Genomic DNA, 25,774 nt, shown 5'->3' with positions numbered 1-25,774 from the left:
TCACGTGGCCATCCGCGTCCTACTGGTCGACGACCAGCCCCTGCTGCGTACGGGTTTCCGGATGATCCTGGAGGCCGAGCAGGATCTCGCGGTCGTCGGCGAGGCCGGTGACGGTCTGCAGGCCCTTGATCAGGTGCGGGCCCTGCAGCCGGACGTCGTGCTGATGGACATCCGTATGCCGCGGATGGACGGCGTCGAGGCGACCCGGCAGATCACCGGCCCGGAGCGGAACGGCCCGGCGAAGGTGCTGGTGCTGACCACGTTCGATCTGGACGAGTACGTGGTGGAGGCGCTGCGCGCGGGGGCCAGTGGTTTCCTGCTGAAGGACGCGCCCGCGGACGAGCTGGTGCAGGCGATCCGGGTGGTGGCGGCCGGTGAGGCGATGCTGGCGCCGAGCATCACGCGGCGGCTGCTGGACAAGTACGCCACGCATCTGCCCTCCGGTGAGGAGCCGGTGCCGGACACCCTGCACACCTTGACCGACCGTGAGGTGGAGGTGCTGAAGCTGGTGGCGCGCGGGTTGTCCAACGCGGAGATCGCGGCCGATCTGTTCGTCAGCGAGACCACCGTGAAGACGCATGTGGGGCACGTGCTGACCAAGCTGGGTCTGCGGGACCGGGTGCAGGCGGCGGTGTACGCGTACGAGAGCGGTCTGGTGCGTCCCGGCGCGCAGTAGTTCGCGGGGTCCCGTCGCCCGCGCGGCGGTCCGGTCGAGACGACGCAGGGCGCCTCCCCCCAGCGGGGAAGGCGCCCTGTGTCGTTGACGGTTCGTCAGCCGTTGACGCCCCGGCCGAGCTCCCAGAGCTGGAGCGTCGAGGAGGAGTTGACGGCGTAGGAGACGCCCGTGATGTCGTCGCGTGCGGCGATGTACTGCTTGCCCTGCCACAGCGGGAGGAACGGGACGTCGTCGGCGACGGTGTTCTGGATCTCGGTGAGGCTGTCGGCGGCCGAGAGGCGGTTGGCGTCGCGGCGGGACTGCGGGATCAGGGTGCGCTGGATGGTGCTGTTGGAGTACGGCGAGCCGAGGAAGTTGCCCTTGTCGAGGAACGGCGCGAGGAAGTTGTCCGGGTCCGGGAAGTCGGGGAACCAGCCCATGCCGTAGACGTCGTACTCGCCCTTCTGCTCGGCGGGGCGGAAGCGCGACCAGGGGTGGCCCTGGATGGTGACGTCGAACAGGCCGCTGTCGTTCAGCTGCTTCTGCAGGATCTCGAACTCCTGCTTGGTGGCCGAGCCGTAGTGGTCGGTGGTGTAGTGCATGGTCAGCTTCACCGGGGTGGTGATGCCGGCCTTGGTGAGCAGCTCCTTGGCCTTGGCGGCGCTGGGGTTGCCGTACGTGTTGAAGAACGAGTTGGAGTGCCCGGTGATGGTGGCGGGGACCAGGGAGTACAGGGGCTCGGCCTGGGTGCCGTAGACCTTGGCGACGAGTTCGCCGCGGTTGACGATCTGGGCCATCGCCTGGCGCACGGCCTTGGACTTCACGGTCGGCGCGTTGGTGTTGAAGGCCAGGTAGCGGGTTTCGAGGCCGGGCATCTCGACCAGGTCGACGTTCTGGTCGTTGCCGGCGTCCAGCTTCTGGACCTGGGCGGGCGACATGGTGCGGGACATGACGTCGATGTCACCCTTGTCGATCGCGGCGCCCATGGCGTCGGCGTCGGCGAAGGAGCGGACCACGACCTTGTCGTTGTTGACCGTCACGGCCCCCTTGTAGTGGGGGTTCTTGGTGAAGGTGACGCTGACGACCGTGTTGTCCTTGACGTCGGCCTGGAAGGTGTAGGGGCCGGAGCCGTCCAGGTGGAAGCCGTCGCGCAGCGAGTCCTTGGGGTAGTCCTTGGGGTTGACGATGCCGGCGACCGGGGTGGACAGCTTGTACGGGAAGGTGGCGTCGGCCGTGTTGAGGTGGAAGATCACCTCGCGGTCGCCCTGGGTCTCGATGGTGTCGATGGTGTTGAGCAGGGAGGAGACACCGGTGTCGGCCTTGAGCCGAAGGGCGCGCTCGATGGAGTACTTGACGTCCTGTGCGGTGACCGGGTCGCCGTTGGCGAAGGTGAGGCCGTCGCGCAGCTTGCAGGCGTAGCGCTCGCTGCCGCTGTCGGTGAAGCCGCAGCTTTCGGCGGCGTCCGGGACGGGGTTGCCCTCGCCCTTGGGCTCGGCCATGAGGGTCTGCACGGTCTGGCGCAGGAGGTTCCAGGGGCCGACGTCGTAGGCGTAGGCCGGGTCGAGGGGCGCGGGAACGTCCTTGGTGACGGTGAACCGGTCCGTGGTGCCGACGACGATGGCGTCGCCGCCCTTGCTCCCGCTGCCCGATCCGCCGCACGCGGCGAGGACCGGGGTGAGCAGGCCGGCCACCGCCGGCAGCACCAAAGTCTTGCGGTTCATGCGGGGGTTTCTCCAGAGCTGTTCGGGTCCGTGTTTCCGGCATGCATGGGTGGCGCGGCGGAGCACGGGGGGTTTTCGGCGATGTTCTCGCGACGAGATTAGTCCGGACCGGCTGGGGCGTTCACAGTCGCGTGAGTTGACTGTCCATCACGCTGTGAAACCGGGTGCGGACACACCGAAAACCCGACAGCGGCAGGATTAGTGCAGCTTCTCATCAATCGGGACACATGGAGCCGTGGATCCCGGCCGGGTGGGGGCGTTCTGCATACTCGTCCGGCGTTGTCGAGGCCCGGCGGGGTGGCGAACGTCACATCCGCGACGGTCCGGGGAGGTGCCGGAATTCGGCCGGGGTGGCCCGCGATGAATTCCACCCCGGGCGTACTTCCGCGGTTATTCGGCGGGCCCGGTCAATGGTGTTCGCACGCTGGGTGAACGGCTAGCGCATTTCCGTCATCAGGCCGCGCAGAAATGCCAGGTCGACGTGTTCGAGGGAGGAGACGACGGTGCGGCGTGCGGCGGGGCCGATGGGGGCGAGGGAGGGTACGGCGACGACGCGGCAGCCGGCGGCCTCGGCGGCGGCGACGCCGGTGGCGGTGTCCTCGACGACGGCGCATCTGCTGGGGTGGGCGCCGAGTCCGGTGGCGGCGAGCAGGTAGGGGTCGGGGAAGGGTTTGGTACGGGTGACCTCGTCGCCCGCGATGGACAGGGCGAAGTGGTGCGGGCCGAGGACGGTGAGCACGCGGTCGATGATGCGGCGGTGGGAGGCGGAGACCAGGGCGGTGGGGATGCCGTGCTGGTGCAGTTCGGCGAGCAGCCGGGCGGCGCCGGGCTTGAGTGGCAGGCCGGTGCTGATGCGGGCCTCGAAGCCCTCGTTGAGCAGGAGGCTGAGTTCGGCGAGGGCGATGTCGGCGCCGGTGGCCTCGATGAGGAAGCCGGCGCTGCGGGTCATGGGGCCGCCGACCACGACGTGCTTCCAGGATTCGTCCAGGGTGTGGCCGAGGGCGGCGAAGACCTCCACCTCGACGTCCCACCAGAAGCCCTCGGTGTCCACCAGGGTGCCGTCCATGTCGAGGAGGACCGCTTGCAGGGCGGACCCTTCGGCCGAACGGGTTCCGAGCGCGGGGACCGTGCTGGTCATCCGGGCGCACCTCCTTGAGGGACGTTCAGGCCGGTTCCCACTCGGGGAACCGGCCTGCGGTGGACCGACCAGTGTACGACTTGGCCGCCCGAAGCGCCTCGTTTATCACGGAGCGCCGGGGGTACCCCGCTTGTCACCCCCGGCGCGGGCCGGGGACGGGTCGGTCATAGCCCTCGGTCGGTGCGTCACCGGGCGTTGAAGTACTTCGCCTCGGGGTGGTGGATCACGATCGCGTCCGTGGACTGCTCGGGGTGGAGCTGGAACTCCTCGGACAGCCGGACCCCGATCCGCTCGGGTTCCAGCAGGGTGGCGATCTTGGCGCGGTCCTCCAGGTCGGGGCAGGCGCCGTAGCCGAGGGAGAAGCGGGCGCCGCGGTACTTCAGGGCGAACATGTCCTCGATGCCGGCCGGGTCCTCGCCACCGAAGCCGAGTTCGGCGCGCACGCGGGCGTGCCAGTACTCGGCGAGGGCTTCGGCCAACTGGACGGACAGGCCGTGCAGTTCGAGGTAGTCGCGGTAGGCGTTGGCCGCGAAGAGCTTCGCGGTCTCCTCGCCGATGCGGGAGCCGACGGTGACGACCTGGAAGCCGACCACGTCGGTCTCGCCCGATTCCTCGGGGCGGAAGAAGTCGGCCAGGCACAGCCTGCGGCCGCGGCGCTGGCGGGGGAAGGTGAACCGGGTGCGCTCGTTGCCCTGTTCGTCGAGGACGATCAGGTCGTCGTCCTTGGACACGCAGGGGAAGTAGCCGTGGACGACGGCCGCTTCCAGCAGGTTCTCCGTCTGGAGGCGGTCCAGCAGGCCGCGCAGCCGGGGCCGGCCCTCGGTCTCGACCAGTTCCTCGTAGGAGGGTCCTTCCCCGGTGCGGGCCTGCTTGAGGCCCCACTGGCCCTTGAAGAGGGCGCCCTCGTCGAGCCAGGAGGCGTACTCCTTGAGCTGGATGCCCTTGCTGACGCGGGTGCCCCAGAACGGCGGGGTGGGCACGGGGTTGTCGGTGGCGACGTCGGAGCGCACGTGGCCTTCCTCGGGGCGCTCGGTCACCTCCGCCGCGGCCGTGGCCCGGACCCTGCGCGGGCGCAGTTCGGGGAGTTTCGCGCCGGGCACGCCGCGTTTGACGCCGATGAGGGCGTCCATCAGGCGCAGGCCCTCGAAGGCGTCGCGGGCGTAGCGGACCTCGCCCTGGTAGATCTCGTGGAGGTCCTGTTCGACGTAGGCGCGGGTGAGGGCGGCACCGCCGAGGATCACCGGGTACTTCGACGCCAGGGCGCGCTGGTTCAGCTCCTCCAGGTTCTCCTTCATGATCACGGTGGACTTGACCAGCAGCCCGGACATGCCGATCACGTCGGCGCGGTGTTCCTCGGCGGCCTCCAGGATCGCGGAGACGGGCTGCTTGATCCCCAGGTTGACCACGTTGTAGCCGTTGTTCGACAAGATGATGTCGACCAGGTTCTTGCCGATGTCGTGCACGTCACCGCGGACCGTGGCCAGCACGATGGTGCCCTTGCCCTCGGCGTCCGACTTCTCCATGTGCGGTTCCAGATAGGCGACCGCGGCCTTCATCACCTCGGCGGACTGCAGCACGAACGGCAGCTGCATCTGCCCCGAACCGAACAGCTCACCGACGACCTTCATGCCGTCCAGCAGCGTCTCGTTGACGATGTCCAGCGCCGGCCGCCCGGCCAGCGCCGCATCCAGATCCGCTTCCAGACCGTTGCGCTCACCGTCGATGATCCGCCGCTTGAGCCGCTCCTCCAGGGGCAGCGCGGCCAGCTCCTCGGCCTTGCCCGCCTTCAGCGACTTCGCCGTCGCCCCCTCGAACAGCCGCATCAGCTTCTGCAGCGGGTCATACCCCGGCGCGCGGCGGTCGTAGATCAGATCGAGCGCGGTCCGTACCTCCTCCTCGCTGAAACGGGCGATCGGGAGGATCTTCGAGGCGTGCACGATCGCCGAGTCCAGGCCGGCCTTGACGCACTCGTCCAGGAAGACGCTGTTGAGCAGGATCCGCGCGGCCGGGTTCAGCCCGAAGGAGATGTTCGACAGCCCCAGCGTGGTCTGCACCGCGGGATGCCGCCGCTTCAGCTCCCGGATCGCCTCGATCGTCGCCACCCCGTCCTTGCGGGACTCCTCCTGGCCCGTGCAGATCGTGAACGTCAGGGTGTCGATGAGGACGTCCTCCTCACGGATCCCCCAGTTCCCCGTCAGATCCGCGATCAGCCGCTCGGCGATCTCCACCTTCTTCCGCGGAGTACGGGCCTGGCCCTCCTCGTCGATGGTCAGCGCGATCAGCGCCGCACCGTGCTCACGCGCCAGCGCCGTCACCCGCGCGAACCGCGACCCGGGCCCGTCCCCGTCCTCGTAGTTCACCGAGTTGATCACCGCACGCCCGCCCAGCTTCTCCAGACCGGCCCGGATCACCTCCACCTCGGTGGAGTCCAGCACGATCGGCAGCGTCGACGCGGTCGCCAGCCTGCCCGCCAGCTCCTCCATGTCCGCCACACCGTCCCGGCCGACGTAGTCCACACACACATCGAGCATGTGCGCGCCCTCGCGGATCTGCTCACGGGCGATCTCCACACAGTCGTCCCAGCGGCCCTCCAGCATCGCCTCACGGAACTTCTTCGACCCGTTCGCGTTCGTCCGCTCACCGATCGCCAGATACGACGTGTCCTGCCGGAACGGCACCGACTGGTACAGCGACGCCGCACCGGGCTCCGGCCGCGGCTCACGCACCGACGGCGCCAGATCCCGCACCCGCTCCACCACCTGCCGCAGATGCTCCGGCGTCGTACCGCAGCACCCGCCCACCAGCGACAGACCGTACTCACGCACGAACGTCTCCTGCGCGTCCGCCAGCTCGGGGGCGGTCAGCGGGTAGTGGGCGCCGTCCTTGCCGAGGACGGGCAGGCCCGCGTTGGGCATGCAGGACAGCGGGATGCGGGCGTTGCGGGCGAGGTAGCGCAGGTGCTCGCTCATCTCCGCGGGGCCGGTGGCGCAGTTCAGGCCGATCAGGTCGATGCCCAGCGGCTCCAGGGCGGTGAGGGCCGCGCCGATCTCGGAGCCCAGCAGCATGGTGCCGGTGGTCTCGACGGTCACCGAGACGATCACCGGGAGGTCGAGGCCGAGGGCGTCCAGGGCGCGCCGGGCGCCGAGCACGGCGGCCTTGGTCTGGAGCAGGTCCTGGGTGGTCTCCACGAGCAGCGCGTCCGCGCCGCCGGTGACCAGGCCCTCGGCGTTGCGCTGGTAGGCGTCGCGCAGGGTGGTGTACGGGGCGTGACCGAGGGTGGGCAGCTTGGTGCCGGGGCCCATGGAGCCCAGCACCCAGCGGGGGCGGCCGTCGCGGGCGGTGAACTCGTCGGCGACCTCGCGGGCGACGCGGGCACCGGCCTCGGACAGTTCGTGGACCCGTTCGGGGATGTCGTACTCACCGAGGGCGGAGTGGTTGGCCCCGAAGGTGTTGGTCTCGACGCAGTCGACGCCCACGGCGAAGTAGGCCTCGTGGACGGAGCGGACGATGTCCGGGCGGGTCAGGTTGAGGATCTCGTTGCAGCCTTCGAGCTGCTGGAAGTCGTCCAGGGTGGGTTCCTGGGCCTGGAGCATGGTGCCCATGGCTCCGTCGGCGACCACCACGCGGGTGGCGAGCGCCTCTCGGAGCGCGGACGCACGGGTCCGGCTGTCGGCGGTAGGGGACGTTGGCAACGAGGCCATGTAAGGGCTCCCTGAAGGTGCGACGGCTGTCGGCTATGCGGGACCCCAGGGCAGGCGGGGGGTCCGCACGGCGCCAGACTAACCGGGTGTGGGCTTGGATGGGCACAGGCGTCCACGTGACGGACGCGAATGGCCCCGGTGCCACGCGCGGACCACACGGGATGTAACAGGAGTCGACCGACCATTAGCGGGAGGTCGACATGGACCGGTAGTGTTCGACATTGCCGAACGGTGGTAGTGAGTGCGGTGGCGAACGGCACTCACCCATCGGCATGTATCGGCAGTCGAAGGGGACGGAGGCAGGACGGCGATGGCACGGAACATCCAGTCGCTCGAACGCGCGGCCGCGATGCTGCGGCTGCTCGCGGGCGGCGAGCGACGGCTCGGCCTGTCGGACATCGCCTCCTCGCTCGGCCTCGCCAAGGGCACCGCGCACGGCATCCTGCGCACCCTCCAGCAGGAGGGGTTCGTGGAGCAGGACGACGCCTCGGGCCGCTATCAGCTGGGTGCCGAGCTGCTGCGTCTGGGCACCACCTATCTGGACGTGCACGAGCTGCGGGCGCGCGCCCTGGTGTGGACGGACGATCTGGCCCGCTCCAGCGGGGAGAGCGTGCACCTGGGGGTGCTGCACCAGCAGGGCGTGCTGATCGTGCACCACGTCTTCCGGCCCGACGACAGCCGGCAGGTGCTGGAGATCGGCGCCATGCAGCCGCTGCACTGCACCGCGCTGGGCAAGGTGCTGGCCGCGTACGACCCGGTGGCGCACAGCGAGGCCCTGGAGGCCGAGCGCAAGGCGTTCACGGACCGCACGGTGTGCGACGCCGGCGAGTTCGAGCACATCCTCGACATCACGCGGGCGCGGGGCTACGCGGCCGACGTGGAGGAGACCTGGGAGGGCGTGGCGTCGATCGCCGCGCCGGTGCACGACCGGCGCCGGATGCCGGTGGGCGCGGTCGGCATCACGGGCGCGGTGGAACGGCTGTGCCGGGAGGGCGAGCTGCGCCCCGAGCTGATCGCCGCGGTGCGCGACTGCGCCCGCGCGGTTTCCAGGGACCTCGGCGCCGGACGCTTCTGAGAGTTCACGCTTCGTTGTGGGTAGGACCGGGACGCCGGGCGGCGTTCCGGTTCTCGGCCTACCCTGAAACGGACAAAGCGGGGCTAAAACTACATCAGCGAGCGAAGAGTGATAACCGGCGGCGATCAATAACGATCCGGTTTTCGATAACAGAACTCTTGACGCATACGTAACGCCGAAGCAAGACTCCCGTCCATCGGTCGGCATTGTCGAACACCTACCGGCAATACGCGTTAGAGTGTGACAAGCCAAGGGCCGGCATCGCTCTCACCCCCGAGGGCGCCAGAACTCCCGGTGGGATTCCGGGGTTCGGCTTACCCCTGGACGAAGGACAAAGGAGTCGCGGGTGTCCAGCTCCGACATCTTCATCGGCGAGACCATCGGTACCGCCGTACTCATCCTGCTCGGCGGCGGCGTCTGCGCCGCCGTCACGCTGAAGGCCTCCAAGGCCCGTAACGCCGGTTGGATCGCCATCGCCTTCGGGTGGGGCTTCGCCGTCATGACGGCCGTGTACATATCCACGCCGCTCTCCGGCGCGCACCTCAACCCGGCCGTCACCGTCGCCCTGGCCATCAAGAACAGCGACTGGAGCGACGTTCCGTACTACCTCGGCGGTCAGCTCCTCGGCGCCATGATCGGCGCGGTCCTGGTGTGGCTCGCCTACTACGGCCAGTTCCACGCGCACCTGACCGACAAGGAGATCGTCGGCGGCCCGGGCGCCCAGGCCACCTCGGCCAAGGCCGTCGAGGCCCAGGAGCAGGGCGCCGGCCCGGTGCTCGGCGTCTTCTCCACCGGCCCGGAGATCCGGAACATCGCGCAGAACCTCGCGACGGAGATCATCGGCACCATCGTGCTGATCCTCGCGGTCCTCACGCAGGGCCTGAACAACCAGGGCAACGGCCTCGGCCCGCTCGGCGGCCTGATCACCGCGTTCGTCGTGGTGGCCGTCGGTCTCTCCCTCGGCGGCCCGACCGGCTACGCGATCAACCCGGCCCGTGACCTCGGCCCCCGCATCGTGCACGCCCTGCTCCCGCTGCCCAACAAGGGCGGCTCCGACTGGAGCTACGCCTGGATCCCGGTGGTCGGTCCGCTGATCGGCGCCGCCATCGCGGCCGGCATCTACAACGCCGCCTTCTAGGAACCCCCGGGTTCCGGCGCACGCGCCGTACGTTCAGCCCCCCTCACCACGGACCTTTCAGGAGCACACAGTGACCGACGCCCACACCGCAGGCCCCTTCATCGCGGCGATCGACCAGGGCACCACCTCCTCGCGCTGCATCATCTTCGACCGGGACGGCCGCATCGTCTCCGTCGACCAGAAGGAGCACGAGCAGATCTTCCCCAAGCCGGGCTGGGTCGAGCACAACGCCAACGAGATCTGGACCAACGTCCAGGAGGTCGTCGCCGGAGCCGTCGCCAAGGCCGGCATCACCCGTGACGACATCAAGGCCATCGGCATCACCAACCAGCGCGAGACCACCGTGCTGTGGGACAAGAACACCGGTGAGCCCGTCCACAACGCCATCGTCTGGCAGGACACCCGCACCGACGCCCTGTGCCGGGAGCTGGGCCGCAACGTCGGCCAGGACCGCTTCCGCCGCGAGACCGGCCTGCCGCTGGCCTCCTACTTCGCCGGCCCCAAGGCCCGCTGGCTGCTCGACAACGTCGAGGGCCTCAAGGAGCGCGCCGAGGCCGGGGACATCCTCTTCGGCACCATGGACACCTGGGTCATCTGGAACCTGACCGGCGGTGTCGACGGCGGCAAGCACGTCACCGACGTCACCAACGCCTCGCGCACCCTGCTGATGAACCTCCACACCATGGCGTGGGACCAGCGGATCTGCGAGTCCATCGGCGTGCCGCCGCAGATCCTGCCCGAGATCCGCTCCTCCGCCGAGGTCTACGGCGAGATCAAGGGCGGCAAGCTCGGCGACCTGCTGGGCGGCATCCCGGTCGCCTCCGCGCTCGGCGACCAGCAGGCGGCCCTGTTCGGCCAGACCTGTTTCTCCGAGGGCGAGACCAAGTCGACCTACGGCACCGGCACCTTCATGGTGATGAACACCGGCGACAAGATCATCAACTCCTACGCCGGTCTGCTGACCACCGTCGGCTACAAGATCGGCGAGCAGCCGACGGTCTTCGCCCTGGAGGGCTCGATCGCCGTCACCGGCTCGCTGGTGCAGTGGATGCGCGACCAGATGGGCCTGATCTCCACCGCCGCCGAGATCGAGACCCTCGCGCTCTCGGTCGAGGACAACGGCGGCGCCTACTTCGTGCCGGCCTTCTCCGGCCTGTTCGCCCCGCACTGGCGCTCCGACGCCCGCGGTGTGATCGCCGGCCTGACCCGGTACGTCACCAAGGCGCACCTCGCGCGCGCCGTCCTGGAGGCCACCGCCTGGCAGACCCGGGAGATCGCCGACGCCATGACCAAGGACTCGGGCGTCGAGCTGTCCACCCTCAAGGTGGACGGCGGCATGACCGCCAACAACCTGCTGATGCAGACGCTCTCCGACGTCCTCGACGCACCGGTGGTGCGCCCGATGGTCGCCGAGACCACCTGCCTCGGCGCCGCCTACGCCGCCGGCCTCGCCGTCGGCTTCTGGTCCAGCACCGACGAGCTGCGCGCCAACTGGCGCCGGGCCGCCGAATGGACCCCCCGGATGGACGCGGAGACCCGCGACCGTGAGTACAAGAACTGGCTCAAGGCCGTCGACCGGACCATGGGCTGGATCGAGGACGAGAGCTGAGCGGGCTTTTCGGCTCACACCGCTCTGACGAGGAGTAAGTACCCCACATGACCAGTCAGTCCACCTTGCAGTCCGTACCTGCCCTGGGGACGCGCCCGGCCTCCGGCTCCAACCCGAGCCGCGCCGAGACCAGGGAGCAGCTCGCCAAGGCGTCGTACGACCTTCTTGTGATCGGCGGCGGCATCCTGGGCATCTCGACCGCCTGGCACGCCGCGCAGTCCGGGCTCAGGGTGGCGCTGGTCGATGCCGGCGACTTCGCCGGTGCCACCTCCTCCGCCTCCTCCAAGCTGCTCCACGGCGGTCTGCGCTACCTGCAGACCGGCGCGGTGAAGCTGGTGGCGGAGAACCACTTCGAACGCCGTGCGGTCTCCCGCCAGGTGGCCCCCCACCTGGCGAACCCGCTCACCTTCTACCTCCCCGTGTACAAGGGCGGGCCGCACGGCGCGGCGAAGCTCGGCGCGGGCGTCTTCGCCTACTCCGCGCTGTCGGCGTTCGGCGACGGCGTCGGCCACCTGCTCTCCCCCGCCAAGGCGGCGCAGGACGTGCCCGAGCTGCGCACCGAGAACCTCAAGGCCGTGGCCGTGTACGGCGACGACCAGATGAACGACGCGCGGATGGCGCTGATGACGGTCCGCGCGGCCGTCGAGGCGGGCGCGGTCGTCCTCAACCACGCCGAGGTCACCGGCCTGCGCTTCACCCGGGGCCGGGTCACCGGTGCCGAGCTGAAGGACCGGCTGTCCGGTGACGAGTTCGGCGTCGACGCCCGGCTGGTGCTGAACGCGACCGGCCCGTGGGTGGACCACCTGCGCAAGATGGAGGACCCGAACGCGGCGCCGTCCATCCGGCTGTCCAAGGGCGCGCACCTGGTCCTGAAGCGGACCTCGCCGTGGAAGGCGGCGCTGGCCACCCCGATCGACAAGTACCGGATCACCTTCGCCCTCCCCTGGGAGGACATGCTGCTGCTCGGCACCACCGACGAGGAGTACGAGGGCGACCCGGCGGACGTCGCGGTCAACGAGAAGGACATAGCCCAGATCCTGGACGAGGCCGCGTTCTCCGTCCGGGACCAGCAGCTCCAGCGTGACCTGATCACCTACGCGTTCGCCGGTCTGCGGGTGCTGCCGGGCGGCCCCGGCGACACCGCCAAGGCCAAGCGCGAGACCGTGGTGACCGAGGGCAAGGGCGGCATGCTGTCCGTGGCGGGCGGCAAGTGGACCACGTTCCGCCACATCGGCCGCACGATCATGAAGAAGCTGGAGGCGCTGCCGGGCCACCCGCTGGGCGACGACTTCGAGCCGATCTCCTCGCTGCCGAAGAAGCTCCCGCTGCCCGGCGTCGCCAACCCGCGTGCCGTCGCGCACCGGCTGCTGGTGGACCACCCGGCGCCCGGCCCGCGGATGGCCGCCGACACCGCCAGGCACCTGGCCACCCACTACGGCTCGCTGGCCTTCGACATCGCCCGGCTGGCGAACGAGAACCCGGAGCTGGCCGAGCGGGTCCACCCGGACGCGCCGGAGATCTGGGCGCAGGTCGTCTGGGCCCGTGACCACGAGTGGGCCGAGACCCCGGACGACGTGCTGCGCCGCCGCACCACGCTGACCATCCGCGGCCTGGCCACGGACGAGATCCGTGCCAAGGTGCAGGGCATGCTCGACGGGAAGTAGTCCCGTACCGCACGGGAGGAGGGGCGGCGCCGTACGCACGGGCCGCCCCTTCCGGCGCGCCCGTACGGTGCGGGTTTTGTCCGTGGCTCGAAGGGTGTTCGAGCGCGGGGCGCGGGGCAGTGATCCGTTCACTGCCCCGTACACGGGGGCTGCGGACGCCCCCGCGGGACGCCGTAAGGTTGGTGAGTCAAGCGAGGGCACGTCGGAAGGAGGCACTGGGTGATCGAGCTGGAGGGGGTTCCCGAGCTGATCGACCCAGTCATGGTGGCCGCGTTCGAGGGCTGGAACGATGCCGGTGACGCCGCCTCCACGGCGGTCGCGCATCTGGAACGCGAATGGAAGGGCGAGGTGTTCGCGGCGCTGGACGCCGAGGACTACTACGACTTCCAGGTGAACCGGCCCACGGTGTTCATGGACGGCGGAGTGCGCAAGATCACTTGGCCGACGACCCGGCTGTCGGTGGTCCGCGTCGGCGGTGACAAGCCGCGCGACCTGGTCCTGGTGCGGGGCATCGAACCGTCCATGCGGTGGCGCTCGTTCTGCAACGAACTGCTGGGCTTCGCCCATGAGCTGGGGGTCGAGCTGGTGGTCATCCTGGGCGCCCTGCTCGGTGACACCCCGCACACGCGTCCGGTGCCGGTCAGCGGGGTCACGTCCGACACGGACCTGGCCCGCCGGATGGATCTGGAGGAGACCAAGTACGAGGGGCCCACGGGCATCGTCGGCGTCCTCCAGGAGGCGTGCACGCACGCCGGGGTCCCGGCGGTGTCGCTGTGGGCGGCGGTGCCGCACTACGTCTCCCAGCCGCCCAACCCCAAGGCGACCCTGGCGCTGCTGAACCGGCTGGAGGACCTGCTGGACCTGCGCATCCCCCAGGGCGAGCTGCCGGAGGACGCGCGGGCCTGGCAGGTGGGCGTGGACCAGCTGGCCGCGGAGGACAGCGAGGTCGCGGAGTACGTCCAGACGCTGGAGGAGGCGCGGGACACCGCGGAGCTGCCGGAGGCGTCGGGCGAGGCGATCGCCCGCGAGTTCGAGCGGTATCTGCGGCGGCGGGACGTGAGCCCGCCGGGAGGCAAGCCCCGGCCGTCGCCACCGGACACCCCGGGCGGTCCGGCCGACGAGGACGACGAGCAGGACCCGGAGGACTGAGAAAGGGGCGGTACGCAGCGCGCGTACCGCCCCTCCTGCGTTCCCGCGGCTCCCAAAAGGGCCACGTCGGTGCTACAGGGCCACGCCCAGCAGGGCGTCGGCCGCCCGCGTGACCAGGCCCGGGGCGCCGGTGTCCGTGCCGCCCTCCGCCTCCTGCCGGGCCGCCCAGCGGTCCACCGCGGCGAGGGCTGCGGGGGCGTCCAGGTCGTTCGACAGGGCCTCGCGGATCTCCTCGACCAGCGCGTCGGCCGAGGGGCCGTCGGGGCGGGAGACGGCCGCCCGCCAGCGGCCGAGGCGGTCCACGGCGTCCTGGAGGACCTGGTCGGTCCACTCCCAGTCGGCCCGGTAGTGGTGGGCGAGCAGCGCGAGACGGATCGCGGCCGGGTCGACGCCGTCGCGGCGCAGCCGGGAGACGAAGACCAGGTTGCCCTTGGACTTCGACATCTTCTCGCCGTGCAGGGCGACCATGCCGGCGTGGACGTACGCCTTGGCCATCGGGAACTCGCCGGTGAGCACCTGGGCGTGCGAGGCGCCCATCTCGTGGTGCGGGAAGGCGAGGTCGGAGCCGCCGCCCTGGACGTCGAAGCCCATTCCGAGGTGGTCGAGGGCGATGGCCACGCACTCGATGTGCCAGCCGGGCCGGCCGGGGCCGAGGGAGGCGCCGTCCCAGCTGGGCTCGCCCTCGCGGGCGGCCATCCACAGCATCGGGTCCAGCGGGTTCTTCTTGCCCGGGCGGTCCGGGTCGCCGCCGCGCTCGGCGGACAGCAGCCGCATGGCGGCCGCGTCGAGGCGCGAGACCGAGCCGAAGTTCGGGTCGGACTCGACGGAGAAGTAGACGTCGCCGTCCAGTTCGTAGGCCGCGCCGAGGTCACGCAGCCGCTCCACCAGCGGGACGATGCCGGGTATGGCCTCGACCGCGCCTATGTAGTGCCGCGGCGGGAGCATCCGCAGGGCGGTCATGTCCTCGCGGAAGAGGGCCGTCTCCTTCTCGGCGAGGGCGGCCCAGTCGAGTCCGTCGCGCTCCGCGCGCTCCAGCAGCGGGTCGTCGACGTCGGTGACGTTCTGGACGTAGTGAACCTGCCGCTTGGTGTCGAGCCACACGCGCTGAACGAGGTCGAACGCGTTGTAGGTCGCCGCGTGACCCATGTGGGTCGCGTCGTACGGGGTGATGCCGCAGACGTAGATACGGGCGACGGGACCGGGCTGGAGGGTGACCAGGCCGCCGGTCGCGGTGTCGTGGATCCTCAGGTCGCGGCCCTGACCAGGCAGGGCGGGGACCTCGGAAGCGGGCCAGGCATGCATGTACATGAGCCTAACCGGCCGCCGGTCGCGGTTACGACCGGGATCGCGCCGGATGGCCGGTTGGGCGCTCTTGTATCTTCGGCCCCCGTGTGCTCACGGGGGCGCTCACACGGGTGGCCAGGGGATCGCCGGCCACTCCCCGCCGGGCTCCGGATGCACTCCGGAGGTGAGCAGGGCGGCGACGCGGGCCCGGGTGGCGTCGAGTTCCGCGGCCGTGATCAGCGGGGTCAGCCGTTCGCCGAGGTCGCCGTCCAGGGCGTCGCGCAGCCGCTTGAGCACCTCGGTGGCGTCCGCGGTGAGGGGTTCGCCGGCCCAGCCCCACAGCAGGGTGCGCAGCTTGTCCTCGACGTTGAAGGTGACGCCGTGGTCGATGCCGTAGAGCCGGCCGTCCGCGGTGGGCAGCAGATGGCCGCCCTTGCGGTCGGCGTTGTTGATCACGGCGTCGAGGACGGCGAGCCGGCGCAGCCGCTCGTCGTCGGCGTGCACCAGCAGCGCGGTGCGGCCCTCGCCGACCTCCGCGAACCCGATCGCCTTCCAGCCGGGCTCCGGCTCCTCGGCGTCGACCAGGGCGAGCAGTTCCGCCTCGGCGTGCACGTCGATCCACAGCTGGCACATGCCCTCGCCGTAGGGGCCCTCGCGCAGCACGGTCGGCGGGACCAGCCCCCAGCCGGTGGCCTCGGAGACCTCGTAGGCGGCCACCTCGCGGGCCGCGAGGGTGCCGTCCGGGAAATCCCACAGGGGGCGCTCGCCGGCCACCGGCTTGTACACGCAGGAGGCTTCCCGGCCGTCGTACGCGACCGTGCAGAACAGCGCGGCGTTGGAGGCGTCGCGAATCCGGCCGCGTACGGTCAGCTCGCCGCGGGCGAGCAGGTCGGCGGCGCCGGGGTCGGCGGCCGTCACGCCCCGCGGCGGTATCCGTTCTGGCGCGGGCATACGTGTCCTTCCGGATCGAGCGGGAGGCTGCACAGCGGGCACGGCGGCCGCCCGGCGTTGACGACGTCGAGGGCGCGCTTGGCGAAGGCCCGGGCCTGCGCGCCGGTCAGCCGGACCCGCAGCATCGGGGGCCCGTTCTCCTCGTCCTGGAGCAGCCGCTCCTCGGCCTCCGCGAGGTCCTCGTCGGTGTCGGCGTCCAGCTCCACCAGGGCCTGGGCCTCCACGACCATGCGCTGCTCCTCGGCGTCCCAGGCCAGGGCCATGGTGCCGACGCGGAACTCCTCCTCGACGGGGGTCTCCAGCGGCGCGGTGTCGGCGACCTCGGCGGGTGCCATGGCCGGGACGGAGGCGCTGCCGCCGCTGCGGCGCACGACCTCGTCCAGGAGTTCGTCCATGCGCTCGGCGAGCGCGGCGACCTGGGTCTTCTCCAGGACCACGCTGGTCACCCGGGGGCCTGCGGTGGCCTGGAGGAAGAACGTACGGCGTCCGGGCAGTCCGACCGTGCCGGCCACGAAGCGGTCCGGCGGGTCGTAGAGGAACACCTGACGGGACACGTCCTGTCTCCATTGAGTCGAGAGTTTCGGGGGTGCGGGCCACTGCGGATGAGCGACGGCGCGGATCGCTTCACCCTACTGCGGCCGACGATCACGGTGCGCCCGCACCGCCACCGACCGGTGCGTCGCCGTCCGGGTGCTCCTCGCGCGGGGCGAGGGAGGCGAGGTCACCGGTGTCGCCGAGGCGGACCAGGAAGGGGCGCAGCCGGGTGTAGCGGATCGCGGTGACGGAACACGGCTCCACGGAGATCCGCTGGAAGAGGTCGAGATGGAGGCCGAGGGCGTCGGCGACCAGGGCTTTGATGATGTCACCGTGCGAGCACATGAGGTAGACCGCGTCCGCGCCGTGGTCGCGTTCCACCCGGTCGTTCCACTCGCGCACGGCCTCGGCGGCGCGGGTCTGCATGGCCCGCATGGACTCGCCGCCGGGGAAGGCGGCGGCCGACGGGTGGGCCTGGACGACCTCCATCAGCGGCTCGTCCTTGAGTTCGGCGAGCTTGCGGCCGGACCAGTCGCCGTAGTGGCACTCCCCGATCCGCTCGTCGGTGTGGACGCGCAGCCCGGGGCGGGCGGCGAGCAGCGGCGCCACGGTCTCCTGGCAGCGCTGGAGCGGGCTGGTGACGACCTCGGAGACCGGCAGCGCGGCGAGGCGCCCGGGCAGTGCGGCGGCCTGCGCGGCGCCCCGCTCGTCCAGGGACACCCCCGGGGTCCAGCCGGCGAGCACGCCGGAGGTGTTGGCGGTGGAACGTCCGTGCCTTACGAGGATCAGCGTGGGCATGCGGACCAGGGTAGGCGCATCAGGCGATGCGCCGGTGACCTCACGAAGGGAGAATGCGCTCCGTGATCGTCGACTGTGCCATCTACCGGCACGGACAGCGGACCGAGGGTCCGGAGGACCTGTCCGACGCGCTCGCCGAGGCGCGGGCCGCGGGCGGGTTCGTGTGGATCGGGCTGTACGAGCCGTCCGAGCGGGAGTTCGACCTCGTCACCCGGGAGTTCGGGCTGCACCCGCTGGCGGTGGAGGACGCCCTCAAGGCGCATCAGCGGCCCAAGCTGGAGGTGTACGAGGACTCGCTGTTCGTGGTGCTCAAGCCGGTGGTGTACGAGCCGGAGAGCGACACGGTCTCGGCGGGCGAGGTGATGGTCTTCGTGGGCGACTCCTTCGCGGTGACCGTGCGGCACGGCGAGGGTTCGCCGCTGGCGGCGGTGCGGCACCGGCTGGAGGAGGAGCCGGACATGCTGGACAAGGGCCCCACCTCGGTGCTCTACGCGATCGCCGACGCCATCGTGGACCGCTACCTGGAGGTGGCGACGGAGCTGCAGACGGATCTGGAGGAACTGGAGACGGAGGTGTTCCGGCCGGAGGCCGGGGGCGCCCGCAACACGGCCTCGCGGATCTACGGCTTCAAGCGGCAGGTCCTGGAGTTCCGGCGGGCCACCGGGCCGCTGGCGCTGCCGCTGAGCCGGCTGGCGGGCGGCGGCCCCCTGGGCAGCGGCGGCGCACTGCCGTTCGTCCACGACAAGGCGCGGCCCTTCTTCCGGGACGTGGGCGACCACCTGGCGCGGGTGAACGAGTCGGTGGAGGGGCTGGACCGGCTGGTGTCCGACGTGCTGTCGGCGCATCTGGCGCAGATGAGCGTGCGGCAGAACGACGACATGCGGAAGATCTCCGCCTGGGCGGCGATGGCGGCGGTGCCCACGATGATCGCCGGGATCTACGGCATGAACTTCGACCACATGCCCGAGCTGCACTGGCTGTGGTCGTACCCGGCGGTGATCCTGGTGATGGCGTTCCTGGAGGTGCTGCTGTACCGGCTGTTCAAGCGGCGCGAGTGGCTGTGAGGGGCACGCGTGCTCGGATCAGGCGTACTCGTGGGCGGGGGCTGGGGCCGCCGAGGGCGTCGAGGCGTTCGGGCATGCCGAGGGTGACCATGCGACGCCGGCCGACGAGGCGTTCGTAGGCGTACACGGCGTGGACGGCGGCCGTGAGCAGCGCGCGGCGGGCGCGGGGCCGGTTCCTCGTGGGTGTAGGCGAGGTGGTCGTCCTCGTCGGCGGAGATCATCCGCAGGGCCCTGCCGATCTCGGGGTGGCCGGCGGAGTGCCTGAGGAGCAGGGCCGTCTGCTCGGCGGCGCGCTGTTCGGTGACCCGGTTGTGGGCGAGGTAGACGACGATGTCCCGTTCGGTCAGCGGCTCGTCGCGCCTGAGCCGGTCGTGCGCGAGGCCGATGCCGCGCCGTTCGAGGAGCATCGTGTAGTCGGTCTCGGGCGGGACGGGCGCCGGGGTGAGGCCGCGCCTGCGCAGCAGGGCGGTGAAGTTGCGGCCGTGTTTGTCCTCGTCGGCGCCGTGCCGGGCGATCTTGGGGGTGAGTGCGCGCTGGGCCGGCGGGACCAGCGCGGCGATCCGGCCGTTCTCCCAGCCGCCATCCGGTGCAGAACGACTCAAATGCGGACGGAACGGTGCCGCAACAGGGGGTGCCGCCCGGCTCGGCCGAAAGAAGGACACGGAGGTTCGTAACCGCTCGTCGCCCGGCGCGTTGTTCCGGGTGACGGCCGTGGCGGGGAAGACCCCCCGAGCCCCCACCACGGCCGCGAAGACTTCCGCGTCAGGCGAGCCCGGCGTGCTCCAGGGCCTCGGTGCCGGCGCGCAGGGAGGCGAGCCGCTCCTCCAGCGTGAAGCCGGCGGGGGCGAGGCTGAGGGTGGTGACCCCGGCGTCGGCGTAGGCCTTCATCCGGTCGGCGATGCGCTCGACGGAGCCCAGCAGCGTCGTCTTGTCGATGAGGTCCTGCGGGATCGCGGCGGCCGCGCCCTGCTTGTCGCCGGCGAGGTACTTCTCCTGGATCTCGGCGGCCTCCTTCTCGTACCCCATGCGCCGCGCGAGCCGGTTGTAGAAGTTCTGCTTGGCGCTGCCCATGCCGCCGACGTACAGCGCGGTGTAGGGGCGGAAGGTGTCGGCGAGGGCGGCCAGGTCCCGGTCGGCGCCGACGGCGAGCGGCAGGGTCGGGCACACGTCGAACCCGTCGAGGGTCTTGCCCGCCTTCTCCCGGCCGGCCCGCAGATGCGTGAGGGTGGTCTCCTCCAGGTGCTCGGCGGCGGGGAAGATCAGCAGGGCGCCGTCGGCGATCTCGCCGGTCTGCTCCAGGTTCTTCGGGCCGATCGCCGCGATGTAGAGCGGGATGTGCTCGCGCTGGGGGTGCACGGTCAGCTTGAGCGGCTTGCCCGGGCCGCCGGGCAGCGGGAGCGTCCAGTGCTCGCCCTCGTACGACAGCCGCTCCCGGGACATCGCCCTGCGGACGATCTCCACGTACTCGCGGGTGCGGGCCAGCGGCTTGTCGAACTTCACGCCGTACCAGCCCTCGGAGACCTGCGGTCCGGAGACGCCGAGGCCGAGCCGGAACCGGCCGCCGGAGAGGGTGTCCAGGGTGGCCGCCGTCATCGCGGTCATCGCGGGCTGGCGGGCCGGGATCTGGAAGATGGCGGAGCCCACGTCGATGCGCTCGGTCTGGGCGGCGACCCAGCTGAGCACGGTGGCCGCGTCGGAGCCGTAGGCCTCGGCGGCCCAGCACACGGCGTAGCCCAGCCGGTCGGCCTCCTTGGCCACGGCCAGATTGTCCCCGTCCATTCCCGCGCCCCAGTAGCCGAGGTTGATGCCGAGCTGCATGGCCGAATCCCCTTACCCGTGAGTAACGTCGCTGTGGCGCCGACCTTAGCGCGGGGGCGCGGGCGGCGCTCCGTGCGGGCCCGTACGAGTTGTCCACAGGCAACCCACCGCATCGGTTCTGGCCAGTAATCTCGCGGACATGGAGCAGAGGCATCTCGGCCGTACCGGCCTGCGCGTGTCCCGGATCGGACTCGGCACCCTGACCTGGGGCCGGGACACCGAGGAGCACGACGCCGCGGACATGCTGAAGGCGTTCTGGGAGGCCGGCGGCACCCTCGTCGACACCGCCGACGTCTACGGCGACGGAGAGGCGGAGTACCTGCTCGGGCGGCTGATGGAACGGCTGGTCCCGCGCCGTGACCTGGTCCTGTCCACCAAGGCGGGCAGCGTCCCCGACCCCGAGCGCCGCTTCGACGGCTCCCGCGGCCATCTGCTGGCCGCGCTGGACGCCTCGCTGGCCCGCCTGGGCACGGACCACGTCGACCTCTGGCACATCCACGCCTACGACGCGGGCACCCCGCTGGAGGAGACGCTCCAGGCGCTCGACATAGCGGTGTCCAGCGGCCGCGCGCGGTACGCGGGGGTGTCCAATTTCTGCGGCTGGCAACTGGCCAAGGCGGCCACCTGGCAGCTCGCCGCGCCGGGCACCCGCACCCGGCTGGCCAGCACGCAGATGGAGTACTCGCTGCTCCAGCGGGGCGTGGAGCGCGAGGTGCTGCCCGCCGCGCTGGACCTGGGCGTGGGCCTGCTGCCCTCCTCCCCGCTCGGCCGGGGCGTGCTGACCGGAAAGTACCGGCACGGAGTGCCGGACGACTCGCGTGGCGCGTCCGAGCACCTGGCGCCGTTCGTGGAGCCGTATCTGGACGACACGGCGACCCGCATCGTGGACGCGGTGACCACGGCCGCCGACGGCCTCGCGGTGACCCCGCTCCAGGTGGCGCTCGCCTGGGTCCGGGACCGTCCGGGAGTCACCGCGCCGATCGTCGGCGCACGCACCGCGCGGCAGCTCACGGCAGCGTTGTCAGTGGAGGCGCTTAGTCTTCCTGACGAGATCTGCCGGGCGCTGGACGACGTGTCGGCGCCCCTGCACCGCTATCCCGATCACGACTGGAGCACGCTGTGAGCACGGAGCCGGAGACCACGGAGGAAGCCGGGCCGGGGACGCCGGACACATCGGGGGTGCCGGCGCCGCAGGACGCCGAGGGCGCCCCCGGTACCGCCGAGGCGGAGGCCGACGGCGGCGCCGGGACCGACGCGCCGGAGACCGCGCAGCGGGCGGACGGCGACGCGGGAGCGGCGTCCGGCGAGGGTGCCGCTTCGTCCGAGTTGTCCGAGGCCGAGGCCGAGCTGGCCGCGCAGCGGATCGAACGGGAGCGGATCGAGCGGCGCAAGGCGGAGAAGAACGGCCCCATCGAGAGCGGCGCCAAGCTGAGCGGGAAGGCGGCGGACCTGCTGGCCGCCGTCCGGGCCGTGGAGGGCGGCCGAAAGCCGGCGGGCACGGTGTTCACCGCGCCCACGCCCGAACCGGTGCCCACGCCCGAACCGGTGCCCGAGCCCGGCTCCGGGTCCGAGCGGCAGACCGGGGCGGGCCCCGCGGCCGCCCCGGCCCGTCCGTCCCCCGCCGCGGAGCCGGTGCGCCACGCGCGGCCCGCGCCCGCCCTCAGCGGGCCCGCGCAGGAGACGGTCGAGGCCGTCCGCCGGGTGCTGGCCGAGGGCGGCGCCCCGGAGGCCCTCGCGCTCCAGACGGCCACCGCGCTCGGCGAGGGCGCCGGGCCGGCCCTGCGGGAGGACCCCTGGCAGCTGCTGCGCGTTCCCGGGGTGCGGCCCGAGCAGGCGGACGGCTTCGCGCGGGCCCTGCTCGGCCCCGGCTGCGGCCCGGACGACGAGCGGCGGGGCCGCGCGGTGACGGTCTGGCTGCTGGAGCAGGCGGCCCTCGCCGGGCACACCGCCCTGGACCTGCCCGCGCTCACCGCGGCACTGGCCCGGCAGGGCGTGCCGGACCCGGACGGGGCGGTGCAGAGCGCCCTCGCCGAAGGCGACGCCCTGGTCTTCGAGGACCCGCTGGACGAGCCGGGCGCTCCGGCGGCCCCGCAGGAGGAGGACGAGGAGGCGGAGCGCCCGGTACGGGTCCTCGTCGCCCTGGAGCGGTACGCGCTGGCCGAGGAGAGCCTCGCCGACGGCCTGGCCCGGCTGGTCGACGCGCCGTCCCGGGAGGCGGCGCAGTCCTGGGCCGCGGCCGTCGCCGCGCTGTCGGGCGGCGCGGCGGAGCTGGCCCGCGCGGTCGCCGGGCACGGCCTGGTGCTGCACACCGGCGGGGAGGCGGCCCGCGCGGAACCGGCGGCGCTGCTCGGCGCCGCCCGGGACGCGGGCCTGCGGGCCTTCGCGGTCTGCCACACGCCCGGCGGCCGGGACCGGCTCGCCGCGCTGGTCCCGGGAGCGGAGGCGCGGGCGGGCGTCGGCACCGTCGCCGGGCTGCTGGCCGGGGACGAGGGCCCCGCGCGAGACGCGGACGGGGCGCTGGAGCTCGATCTGCTGCTCGTGCTGGACGCGCCCCAGCTGGACGTGGAGAGCGCCGCGATGCTGGTGGAGTCGCTGCCCGACGGGGCCCGGCTGGTGCTCAGCGGGGACCCGGCGCTGCTGTGGTCGGCAGGCCCCGGGCGGGTCTTCGCCGATCTGCTCGCGGCCCGCGTCTGCCCCCAGCTCGCCTCCCGGCTGCCCGATCCCGGCCCGGTCGGCGAGCTGGTCTCCGGCATCGGTGTCGGCGAGCTGAACCAGGTGGAGGCGCCCGGCAAGGAGGTCGTGATCGTGCCGGTGCGGGACGCGGGCGAGGCCGTGCACCGCACGGTGCAGCTGGTCGCGGACTCGGTGCCGCGCGCGTTCGGCGTCCCGGCGGACCAGATGGTGGTGATCACTCCGGGCCACGGCGGCGCGGCCGGGACCCGTGCCCTCAACGCCGCCCTGAAGGAACGCCTCAACCCCGGCCCCGGCCGGTTCGGCGGCTTCGACCCCGGCGACCGGATCGTCCACTCCCCCGCCCCGGGCCGGACCGTGCCGGGCACCGTGGTGAAGGCCGACACGCAGGGGCTGCACCTGTCGTGCGCGGGCGCCCCCGTGGTCGTACCGCGGGAGCGGGTGGAGGGCGAGGTGCGGCACGGCTGGGCGCTGACCGCGCACCAGGCGGTGGGCGGCCGCTGGCCCGCGGCCGTCGTGGTGCTGCCCGGCGATGCCGTGAAGGCGCTGAGCAGGCCGTGGGTCTACACGGCGTTCGGGCGGGGCGAGCGGCACCTGTCCGTGGTGCACGGCGTGGAGCAGGCCCTGCCGCGAGCGGTCGCGGAGGTCCCGGCCAAGCCCCGTACGACCCGGCTGGGCACCCTGCTGCGCCCCCAGGCGCCGGCCGCCTGACCGAGGGACGGGGGCCGGTGGTGCCGTGGCGGCCGGGCCGCTACGGCACCACCGCCCCGCTCACCTCCCGGCGCCCCGGGCCCGGCCCCCGGCCCCGGCCCCGGTCCCCGCGCCGTCCTCGTCCTCGTCCTCTTCCTCGTCCTCGTCCTCGACGAACTCGAGATCGTCGTCCTCGTCCTCGTCGGCGGTGTCGACGTCGTCCTCCTCGTCGTCGAAGACCGCGCTGACGTCGAACCGGCACACCACCGCCTGCGCGTCGATGTGCTCGAACGGGGCCTCCAGCCACTCCCCGGCCTCCGGCGCCTCCTCGGCGGCGGTGACCCAGAGCGTGGAGTCGCCCTCCTCCAGGCCGAACTCCTTGTGCCGGGAGGCGATCTCGTCCGGTTCGAACTCGCCGAAGAGCAGGCCCAGCGCCCCGGGGACGGTGCCGGCCGCGTCCTCGTCCACGCCGGTGACGTCCTCGTAGTCCGCGGCCTCGACCCGCTCGGCCTGGGCCAGCAGCCGCTGGGGCTCCGCGACGGTGTAGTCGCGGCGGATCAGGACGCTGATCGCATGGGGCTCCTCGGGGCCGGCGTACGGCGGCAGCGTCTCGTCGGCACCGGGGATCTCGAAGGGGGTGACTTCGTCGTAGCGGTCGTACAGCAGCTCGTCGTACGCCTCGGCGGCCGCGGCCAGCTGGTTGAACGCCTCGAAGACGGCCGGGTCGTCGTCTCCGGACCTGCGTTCGACCGCCGCCAGGTGACGGTCGAGCGCGGTCTTGACCGCCTCGGCGGCGGCGCGTACCTCGGCAGCGGTGGGCTGCGCAGCATCAGACATAGTGCAGACGCTATCCGTACCGGGCACCAGCCCGCACAATAGATGCGATGCCGGAATACGAATTTGTCGACGTGTACGTGCCTCGCGGGGTCTCCCGCAAGGACGCCACACGCCTGCTGACGGACCATGCCGAGTACGGACACTGGGAGTTGGACCGACTGAGCCTGCTGCGCGACGGCAGCCGCAGGGTGCGGCTGCGCCGGCGGATCATCCGCCAGGTGCGGGCCACGTGGTGAGACGAAGACGCTGAACCGGGCGGGGACATGGAAACGAAGCGGGCCCGCCGGTATGTGACCGGCCCGCTCCGTCCCCGCCGTCCGCCAGGGCGTGCCCGACCGCTTCGCTAGGCCCTGGCTCGCGCCTTGCGGTACATCACCGCGCCCGCGAGCAGCGCGCCCGCGCCGGCCGACAGCGCGACGCCCAGCGGCAGCTCGCTACCGGTGTGCGCGAGCTGACCCGTGGCCAGGGACGCGGAGGAGCCCTGGGGGGTGTGCGCGTTCGCGGCGGGCGGGGTGGCCGGGGTGCCCGGGTGGTGCGGGGTGCCCGGCTGGTGCGGCGTTCCCGGGTGGCCCGGCTGAGTCGGCCGACCCGGCTGGCCGGGGTGACTCGGGTGGCCCGGGTGACCGGGGTGGCCCGGGTGACCAGGGTGGCCCGGCGGGTTGGTGTGGCCCCCGCCGTGTGTTCCGCCGCCGTTGGCGCATTCGTTGCCCAGGGCGGGGTTGCCCACCCCGACGACATCGACACTGTTGCCGCAGACGTTCACCGGGACGTCGATCGGCACCTGGACGGTGTTGCCCGATCCGACGCCCGGCGAGCCCGTGGTGTGCCCGCCCGCGTGTGCGCCCCCCGGGCCTCCGGAGCCGCCGTGCCCCTGACCTCCCTGGCCGCCACCGGAGTTGACGCAGGCGTTGCCCATCGCCGGGTTGAGGAGCCCGACGACGTTGACGGTGTTGCCGCAGACGTTCACCGGCGCGTGCACCGGCACCTGCACGGTGTTGCCGGACAGAACGCCGGGCGAGCCGGCCGCGGCGCCGGACGCGCCCGCGTCCGCGTGGGCCACGCCGGCCGCGGCCGCGATCACCCCGGTTGCCGCCGCCATGGTCATCAGACCCTTACGGGTGCTTTGTCGCATTGGTACGTACCCCCCTGCCTTCGCTTTGCCTTCGCTGTCTGGAAAAGGCCGATCGGCCTCGGAGCGCATCGCGCGCGCCGAGGCCGACGGCTCGCAAAAGACGTCCCCTCGGGGTGGATGGCCCC

Annotated in this window: 20 protein-coding genes and 1 pseudogene; 10 read left to right on the top strand and 11 right to left on the bottom strand. The window is 72.0% G+C overall.

The genetic code is table 11. The features are described 5' to 3' along the window. Positions 1–4 precede the first annotated feature (4 nt). On the top strand, positions 5–676 hold the full coding sequence (locus HZZ00_RS09700) for a response regulator transcription factor (RefSeq protein ID WP_070030260.1): 672 nt from the start codon (positions 5–7) through the stop codon (positions 674–676). A 95-nt stretch (positions 677–771) separates the two neighbouring features. On the opposite strand, the gene HZZ00_RS09695 is transcribed toward HZZ00_RS09700, so the two are convergent. From HZZ00_RS09695 to metH, 3 genes are all read right to left on the bottom strand, one after another. Further along, positions 772–2,376: an ABC transporter substrate-binding protein gene (locus HZZ00_RS09695; protein ID WP_180331814.1), complete on the bottom strand. Its 1,605-nt coding sequence runs from the start codon at positions 2,374–2,376 to the stop codon at positions 772–774. Between the two features lie 436 nt (positions 2,377–2,812). Further along, positions 2,813–3,514: an HAD family phosphatase gene (locus HZZ00_RS09690; RefSeq protein WP_180331813.1), complete on the bottom strand. Its 702-nt coding sequence runs from the start codon at positions 3,512–3,514 to the stop codon at positions 2,813–2,815. A gap of 185 nt (positions 3,515–3,699) precedes the next feature. Continuing rightward, the gene (gene metH / locus HZZ00_RS09685; protein ID WP_180331812.1) at positions 3,700–7,215 is read right to left on the bottom strand and encodes a methionine synthase; all 3,516 of its coding nucleotides are present in this window, start codon (positions 7,213–7,215) and stop codon (positions 3,700–3,702) included. A 310-nt stretch (positions 7,216–7,525) separates the two neighbouring features. Between metH and HZZ00_RS09680 the strand changes: the two genes are divergently transcribed. From HZZ00_RS09680 to HZZ00_RS09660, 5 genes are all read left to right on the top strand, one after another. Continuing rightward, on the top strand, positions 7,526–8,290 hold the full coding sequence (locus HZZ00_RS09680) for an IclR family transcriptional regulator (RefSeq protein WP_070027852.1): 765 nt from the start codon (positions 7,526–7,528) through the stop codon (positions 8,288–8,290). 346 nt (positions 8,291–8,636) lie between these two features. Further along, positions 8,637–9,428 carry an MIP/aquaporin family protein gene (locus HZZ00_RS09675; protein ID WP_180331811.1) on the top strand — a complete coding sequence of 264 codons (792 nt, stop codon included), beginning with the start codon at positions 8,637–8,639 and terminating at the stop codon, positions 9,426–9,428. A 70-nt stretch (positions 9,429–9,498) separates the two neighbouring features. Beyond that, positions 9,499–11,037: a glycerol kinase GlpK gene (gene glpK / locus HZZ00_RS09670; protein ID WP_180331810.1), complete on the top strand. Its 1,539-nt coding sequence runs from the start codon at positions 9,499–9,501 to the stop codon at positions 11,035–11,037. 47 nt (positions 11,038–11,084) lie between these two features. Next, positions 11,085–12,701 carry a glycerol-3-phosphate dehydrogenase/oxidase gene (locus HZZ00_RS09665; RefSeq protein WP_180331809.1) on the top strand — a complete coding sequence of 539 codons (1,617 nt, stop codon included), beginning with the start codon at positions 11,085–11,087 and terminating at the stop codon, positions 12,699–12,701. A gap of 219 nt (positions 12,702–12,920) precedes the next feature. Continuing rightward, positions 12,921–13,850 (top strand): PAC2 family protein, encoded by a 930-nt coding sequence (locus tag HZZ00_RS09660; protein WP_180331808.1) that lies wholly within the window; start codon positions 12,921–12,923, stop codon positions 13,848–13,850. Positions 13,851–13,922: 72 nt separating this feature from the next. On the opposite strand, the gene mshC is transcribed toward HZZ00_RS09660, so the two are convergent. The 4 genes from mshC to HZZ00_RS09640 form a co-directional block, all read right to left on the bottom strand. Continuing rightward, a complete protein-coding gene (gene mshC / locus HZZ00_RS09655; protein WP_180331807.1) occupies positions 13,923–15,152 on the bottom strand; it encodes a cysteine--1-D-myo-inosityl 2-amino-2-deoxy-alpha-D-glucopyranoside ligase in 1,230 nt (409 codons plus the stop codon). Between the two features lie 105 nt (positions 15,153–15,257). Further along, the gene (locus HZZ00_RS09650; RefSeq protein WP_071828862.1) at positions 15,258–16,085 is read right to left on the bottom strand and encodes an SCO1664 family protein; all 828 of its coding nucleotides are present in this window, start codon (positions 16,083–16,085) and stop codon (positions 15,258–15,260) included. After that, the gene (locus HZZ00_RS09645) at positions 16,049–16,639 is read right to left on the bottom strand and encodes a DUF3090 domain-containing protein (protein ID WP_180331806.1); all 591 of its coding nucleotides are present in this window, start codon (positions 16,637–16,639) and stop codon (positions 16,049–16,051) included. The genes HZZ00_RS09650 and HZZ00_RS09645 overlap by 37 nt, the downstream gene beginning before the upstream one ends. Positions 16,640–16,730: 91 nt before the next feature. Next, positions 16,731–17,417 carry a histidine phosphatase family protein gene (locus tag HZZ00_RS09640; protein ID WP_180331805.1) on the bottom strand — a complete coding sequence of 229 codons (687 nt, stop codon included), beginning with the start codon at positions 17,415–17,417 and terminating at the stop codon, positions 16,731–16,733. A 62-nt stretch (positions 17,418–17,479) separates the two neighbouring features. Between HZZ00_RS09640 and corA the strand changes: the two genes are divergently transcribed. After that, positions 17,480–18,481: a magnesium/cobalt transporter CorA gene (gene corA / locus HZZ00_RS09635; RefSeq protein WP_180331804.1), complete on the top strand. Its 1,002-nt coding sequence runs from the start codon at positions 17,480–17,482 to the stop codon at positions 18,479–18,481. A gap of 18 nt (positions 18,482–18,499) precedes the next feature. Here the strand turns inward: corA and HZZ00_RS09630 are convergent. Both HZZ00_RS09630 and HZZ00_RS09625 read right to left on the bottom strand, forming a co-directional pair. Beyond that, a pseudogene (locus tag HZZ00_RS09630) lies at positions 18,500–19,062 on the bottom strand (ferritin-like domain-containing protein); the annotation flags it as partial. Between the two features lie 181 nt (positions 19,063–19,243). Beyond that, on the bottom strand, positions 19,244–20,299 hold the full coding sequence (locus HZZ00_RS09625) for an LLM class F420-dependent oxidoreductase (RefSeq protein ID WP_180331803.1): 1,056 nt from the start codon (positions 20,297–20,299) through the stop codon (positions 19,244–19,246). A 139-nt stretch (positions 20,300–20,438) separates the two neighbouring features. On the opposite strand from HZZ00_RS09625, the gene HZZ00_RS09620 reads away from it, so the two are divergent. Both HZZ00_RS09620 and HZZ00_RS09615 read left to right on the top strand, forming a co-directional pair. After that, positions 20,439–21,422: an aldo/keto reductase gene (locus HZZ00_RS09620; protein ID WP_070027867.1), complete on the top strand. Its 984-nt coding sequence runs from the start codon at positions 20,439–20,441 to the stop codon at positions 21,420–21,422. Further along, the gene (locus HZZ00_RS09615) at positions 21,419–23,701 is read left to right on the top strand and encodes a helix-hairpin-helix domain-containing protein (protein WP_180331802.1); all 2,283 of its coding nucleotides are present in this window, start codon (positions 21,419–21,421) and stop codon (positions 23,699–23,701) included. Before HZZ00_RS09620 ends, HZZ00_RS09615 begins: the two co-directional genes overlap by 4 nt. Positions 23,702–23,761: 60 nt before the next feature. On the opposite strand, the gene HZZ00_RS09610 is transcribed toward HZZ00_RS09615, so the two are convergent. After that, positions 23,762–24,517, bottom strand: coding sequence for a hypothetical protein (locus tag HZZ00_RS09610; protein WP_180331801.1), 756 nt, complete (start codon positions 24,515–24,517; stop codon positions 23,762–23,764). 47 nt (positions 24,518–24,564) lie between these two features. On the opposite strand from HZZ00_RS09610, the gene HZZ00_RS09605 reads away from it, so the two are divergent. Beyond that, positions 24,565–24,753, top strand: a complete 189-nt coding sequence (locus HZZ00_RS09605) for a DUF5703 family protein (RefSeq protein ID WP_005485166.1) — start codon at positions 24,565–24,567, stop codon at positions 24,751–24,753. A 107-nt stretch (positions 24,754–24,860) separates the two neighbouring features. On the opposite strand, the gene HZZ00_RS39030 is transcribed toward HZZ00_RS09605, so the two are convergent. Then, positions 24,861–25,649 (bottom strand): chaplin, encoded by a 789-nt coding sequence (locus HZZ00_RS39030; protein WP_180331800.1) that lies wholly within the window; start codon positions 25,647–25,649, stop codon positions 24,861–24,863. Between the last annotated feature and the right edge of the window lie 125 nt (positions 25,650–25,774).

The organism is Streptomyces sp. NEAU-sy36 (genome assembly GCF_013423905.1).
In the GTDB taxonomy this organism is placed as follows: Bacteria; Actinomycetota; Actinomycetes; order Streptomycetales; family Streptomycetaceae; genus Streptomyces; species Streptomyces misionensis.
The sequence above is the reverse complement of the archived record's forward strand: the minus strand, read 5'-3'. Positions and strand labels throughout refer to the sequence as shown.

Excerpts from the sequence above, each read along its gene's own strand:
- HZZ00_RS09695 (WP_180331814.1), bottom strand. The coding sequence starts at position 2,376 with ATGAACCGCAAGACTTTGGTGCTGCCGGCGGTGGCCGGCCTGCTCACC.
- HZZ00_RS09690 (WP_180331813.1), bottom strand. The coding sequence starts at position 3,514 with ATGACCAGCACGGTCCCCGCGCTCGGAACCCGTTCGGCCGAAGGGTCC.
- metH (WP_180331812.1), bottom strand. The coding sequence starts at position 7,215 with ATGGCCTCGTTGCCAACGTCCCCTACCGCCGACAGCCGGACCCGTGCG.
- HZZ00_RS09680 (WP_070027852.1), top strand. The coding sequence starts at position 7,526 with ATGGCACGGAACATCCAGTCGCTCGAACGCGCGGCCGCGATGCTGCGG.
- HZZ00_RS09665 (WP_180331809.1), top strand. The coding sequence starts at position 11,085 with ATGACCAGTCAGTCCACCTTGCAGTCCGTACCTGCCCTGGGGACGCGC.
- mshC (WP_180331807.1), bottom strand. The coding sequence starts at position 15,152 with ATGCATGCCTGGCCCGCTTCCGAGGTCCCCGCCCTGCCTGGTCAGGGC.
- HZZ00_RS09650 (WP_071828862.1), bottom strand. The coding sequence starts at position 16,085 with ATGCCCGCGCCAGAACGGATACCGCCGCGGGGCGTGACGGCCGCCGAC.
- HZZ00_RS09640 (WP_180331805.1), bottom strand. The coding sequence starts at position 17,417 with ATGCCCACGCTGATCCTCGTAAGGCACGGACGTTCCACCGCCAACACC.
- HZZ00_RS09625 (WP_180331803.1), bottom strand. The coding sequence starts at position 20,299 with ATGCAGCTCGGCATCAACCTCGGCTACTGGGGCGCGGGAATGGACGGG.
- HZZ00_RS09620 (WP_070027867.1), top strand. The coding sequence starts at position 20,439 with ATGGAGCAGAGGCATCTCGGCCGTACCGGCCTGCGCGTGTCCCGGATC.
- HZZ00_RS09610 (WP_180331801.1), bottom strand. The coding sequence starts at position 24,517 with ATGTCTGATGCTGCGCAGCCCACCGCTGCCGAGGTACGCGCCGCCGCC.
- HZZ00_RS09605 (WP_005485166.1), top strand. The coding sequence starts at position 24,565 with ATGCCGGAATACGAATTTGTCGACGTGTACGTGCCTCGCGGGGTCTCC.
- HZZ00_RS39030 (WP_180331800.1), bottom strand. The coding sequence starts at position 25,649 with ATGCGACAAAGCACCCGTAAGGGTCTGATGACCATGGCGGCGGCAACC.